Source organism: Methylophaga sp. UBA3613, assembly GCF_002375415.1.
GTDB lineage: Bacteria > Pseudomonadota > Gammaproteobacteria > Nitrosococcales > Methylophagaceae > Methylophaga.
The window spans coordinates 1-3,879 of sequence record NZ_DFLS01000009.1; the positions used below are offsets into that span (position 1 = coordinate 1).

At 44.7% G+C, this 3,879-nt stretch carries 3 protein-coding genes; 2 read left to right on the top strand and 1 reads right to left on the bottom strand.

The window, feature by feature from the left end:
- Nucleotides 1–331: 331 nt before the first annotated feature.
- The gene (locus B3S93_RS11740; RefSeq protein ID WP_292402364.1) at nucleotides 332–673 is read right to left on the bottom strand and encodes a cupin domain-containing protein; all 342 of its coding nucleotides are present in this window, start codon (nucleotides 671–673) and stop codon (nucleotides 332–334) included.
- A gap of 404 nt (nucleotides 674–1,077) precedes the next feature.
- Between B3S93_RS11740 and B3S93_RS11745 the strand changes: the two genes are divergently transcribed.
- Nucleotides 1,078–2,445, top strand: coding sequence for an ammonium transporter (locus tag B3S93_RS11745; protein ID WP_292402367.1), 1,368 nt, complete (start codon nucleotides 1,078–1,080; stop codon nucleotides 2,443–2,445).
- 154 nt (nucleotides 2,446–2,599) lie between these two features.
- Nucleotides 2,600–3,772 carry a trans-sulfuration enzyme family protein gene (locus B3S93_RS11750; protein ID WP_292402370.1) on the top strand — a complete coding sequence of 391 codons (1,173 nt, stop codon included), beginning with the start codon at nucleotides 2,600–2,602 and terminating at the stop codon, nucleotides 3,770–3,772.
- Nucleotides 3,773–3,879: the final 107 nt, after the last annotated feature.

Sequence of the window (3,879 nt, forward strand, 5' to 3'; positions counted from 1 at the left end):
ATTCCCTAGGACTTGTTGATCTTTCATCTCCGCCTCTTTGGTGAGCTGAAAAAGCGTCAATCAAGGCACGAGGAGCGCCTTTTAGTTGTTCTAAATAAGTGACGAGCAACGCAGACCGGCGTGCGCCTCCCTGGCGCGCCGGCATACAGTCCATCCGTGGACATAAGTGGCGCTTTTTCAGTCACAACCCGAGGGGCTGGGACTATTTTTGTGCCCGCCTGCGTTGTCAATCACTTATGTAGTAAGGCTACACTGCGTGCTTTCCGCCTTGCCGGACACAAAAATAGTCGCCAGCAGTGGTGGATATGAAAGATAAACACGCCCTAGCAAATTACAGTGCTTTACGCTGACCTACAAAGAAGCCAACACCGCGTGTTGGAGTTTCAAAGGTAATGGTTTCACCGTTGCCAAAAAACAGCACGTCACCGACAGTGGCATGTACTTTCTGACCGGATTCATCCGTAATAAAGAATTCACCTTCTGCGACATACTTCATTTCTTCGTAATCGTAGGTATATACCAGTGGTTTATCCGTTTTGTTCAGGTGAAAAAAACCGGCACAAAGTGTTTTGTCCTGGCTGTTCGAAACGATGCTGTCACCTAATGTGGCATTAATACCATCTAGGCCCATTGTTGGTTGTGGGTCTTTAACAGCCTGTTTTTTAATTTTCATAAAATGTCTCCTTCGTTAGTGACGGTCCGATTAAATAACGTCACTGGATTAGGGACAATCCTTCTGAAGTAGTACTCAGTTTGTATAGTCTTTTATAAACAGTAACTTGGCATGTTTTTAGTAAAGATACCTGTTTAAAATCAGGTATAGAAGATCCGCAGATTGTCAAAATACGTTTTCTGGATTTTTATTGCGAAAACAATTTAGTTTTTCTTATAAAAAAATAAAGCCATTTCTTCACTCCAAATAATGACAAATCGCTAAAAAGTAAGCCATATCAACGGCTATTACCCCCTAAGTAGTAATTAGTCTGACTAATAGACACACCTTTGACCGGGGAATAGATTCGATCCCCTGCGGTTGAATTCCCATCCGCAGCTAAAAATATAATAAGGGATACTTTTATGGAAACAGAAGTCGCAAATTTGTTTGCCGAGCAGGTTAGTCTGGGAATGCTTGTGCAAAATCTGGTGTATGCCTCGGGTACCGTCGGGGCTATTTTTGTTGTGATTGGTTTAATGCTGATTGATGTGGGGGGAGTCCGAAGACGTAATATCTTTAATGCCACGATAGAAAAAATGGTTGGTTTTTTTATCGGTTTTACGGCTTACTTTCTGATTGGTTTTGCTTTTTGGGCATCACAATATTACATCATGGTAGATTACACCCTGGTAGATACCATTAAAGACTGGTGGGCCGGCGGTGGACTTTCAAATTCAATGGCGCAAAATGTGGATCCGGCAGTTTTTCCGGGTTTGAATAACTTCCAGATCTTTATTTTCTTCCTTGCTTGTTTTGCTGGTATCGTCAATGTTCTGCTGCACTTTGCAGTATCGGAACGGATGAAAGCATCGGCTTATTACATCACTGCTTTTGTCGCCACCATTGTTTCATCCATTTTGAGCTGGATTACTTGGGGTTCGGTCGGTCCACTGACTAATTTGGGCTTCCATGACTTCTTTGGTGTAGGTTTCGTTTATCTATTCCCTGCCGGTATGGCAATGGTGTTTTCTCGTACGCTGAGACCTCGTCCAGGCATGTTCTCGGCTCATCCGAAGGTATCTGAATACCGCCCGCCAAATCTTGGTCTGCTGACAGTGGGCATAATGACAATTTTCGCCGGCCTGCCGATGATTATTCTGTCATGTCTGTTCTTTTTTGACCCAGGTGCATTGGCAGTGAGTGTGACCATGGCTGATACCAGCGTGGGTATTGCTTTTAACAACTATGGTGCGGCTTGGGCTGGTGGTGCTTTAATGGGTGCTGTTCTGGCTTATTCAACTCGTAAGTTCAGCTATTTACTGCTGGGACCATTGGCCGGTTATGTCGCCGGTGCATCAGGTTTTGACGTGTATGTTCCTTGGCAAATGTTTTTGGTCGCACTGGGTGCGCCAATTGTTGCTTATGTCATTTATGAGTTTTTGCAAAGAAAACAAATTGATGAACATAAATTATTGCCATTATTTGCCGGTGTAGGTTCCTATGGTCTTATCATGACAGGGCTATTGCATATCGGTGTACCACGTGGTGGTTATCTCGGTATTGAAGAAGGTGCGTATGCGTTCCAGCATGGTGAGATTGGCGTGGTAATGCAGTTGGTAGGCATCGTGGTCAGTCTTGGCTTCGGTATTATTACCGCTTTGGTATTGTCCTTTGTTCTGAAGCATACCACTGGTTTGGATGTATCGGATGATGCACAGGCGGAAGGTCTTGATAAAGTTTATTGGGACATTGAGCCGGATGTTGATCCAGTTACTGACAACAAATCCTGAGTTTGATGTGAAATAGGGTTAGTTCGCCTTATTGCACTTCTAAAAAATCCGGCTTCGGCCGGATTTTTTTGTTCAGTACATATAATTCATTGATACTGGATGCTAACTATCAGATTTTTGGCAAAAAACTTGTGTTTACCAAGGAGATATCGGCATGAAATCAAAGCTGACAATGACTGAGTGCATACACAGTGATTCCTATCATAATGATCAAGGTTCACCTCAACCCCCGCTATATGACACCAGCCTGTTTGCTTTCGAGAGCACGCAGGCCATGCGAGATGTGATGGAGGGTAAGACACCGGGCGCTTTTTATAGTCGCTATGGGATGAATCCCACTATCACGGCCCTGGAAGCTAAACTGACTCAATTAGATAAAGCTGAAGCCAGCCTGGCATTTTCTTCCGGAATGGCAGCAATTTCCGCTCTGTTTATGCATTTTTCTACTCAGGGTATTCTTTGTGTTGGGGATGTATATGGCGGCACTCAGCAGCTTTTAAGCAAACAATTGCCAGCACTGGGTATCAAGACATTCTCACTGCAGAAAACAGATCTGAAAGCAGTAGAAGCTTTACTGCAAGCTGAAAAACCGGCCTTGGTGTTTATCGAAACGCCGAGTAATCCCACATTACAGTTACAAGACATCCATCGGTTAGCAAAACTGGTACATGAATACGATGCGTTGTTAGCGGTAGACAATACGTTTGCAACGCCTGTTAATCAGTGCCCGATTGCGCTTGGGGCAGATTTTACTGTGCAAAGTGCAACAAAGTATCTGGGTGGTCACAGTGATTTGACTGCCGGAGTCTTATCCGGGCCTGTTGTGCAACTCGAGGCGATCAACGATTGGCGTAAAAATCTCGGTCAGACGATCTCGACGGAAGTTGCACACAAACTATCCCGCAGCCTCCTTACATTGGCACTCAGGGTAGAACGGCATAATTTTAATGCTCAGCGTGTTGCTGACTATCTGGAAACACATCCAAAGGTCCGTAAAACCTGTTATCCCGGATTAAAGGGACATCAAAAACATGATTTTATTCACCAGCAAATGTCCGGTTTTGGCGGTATGGTCAGCTTTTATATTGATGGCGACGCCGCAATGGCCGAGCGTTTCGTTGATCTTCTGAATGTATTTGCCATAGCGCCCAGCCTGGGGGGCGTAGAAAGTCTTGCTACCCAGCCGATTTACACCTCTCATTTTGGTTTATCAGAAGAAACACTTAAACAGGCTGATGTGGACGGCAGCCTGATCAGGTTGTCAGTCGGACTGGAAGATATCAAAGATTTGATTAATGATCTGGAACAGGCGTTCAGTCGCTGCTAGGGCGTGTTTATCTTTCATCTCCACCACTGCTGGCGACTATTTGTGTGTCCGGCAAGGCGGAAAGCACGCCGTGTAGCTTTCCTTCATAAGTGATTGACAAATGAGTC

What these genes read in the sequence shown, in the direction of transcription:
- B3S93_RS11740 (WP_292402364.1), bottom strand. Translation starts at nt 673, where the DNA reads ATGAAAATTAAAAAACAGGCTGTTAAAGACCCACAACCAACAATGGGC.
- B3S93_RS11745 (WP_292402367.1), top strand. Translation starts at nt 1,078, where the DNA reads ATGGAAACAGAAGTCGCAAATTTGTTTGCCGAGCAGGTTAGTCTGGGA.
- B3S93_RS11750 (WP_292402370.1), top strand. Translation starts at nt 2,600, where the DNA reads ATGAAATCAAAGCTGACAATGACTGAGTGCATACACAGTGATTCCTAT.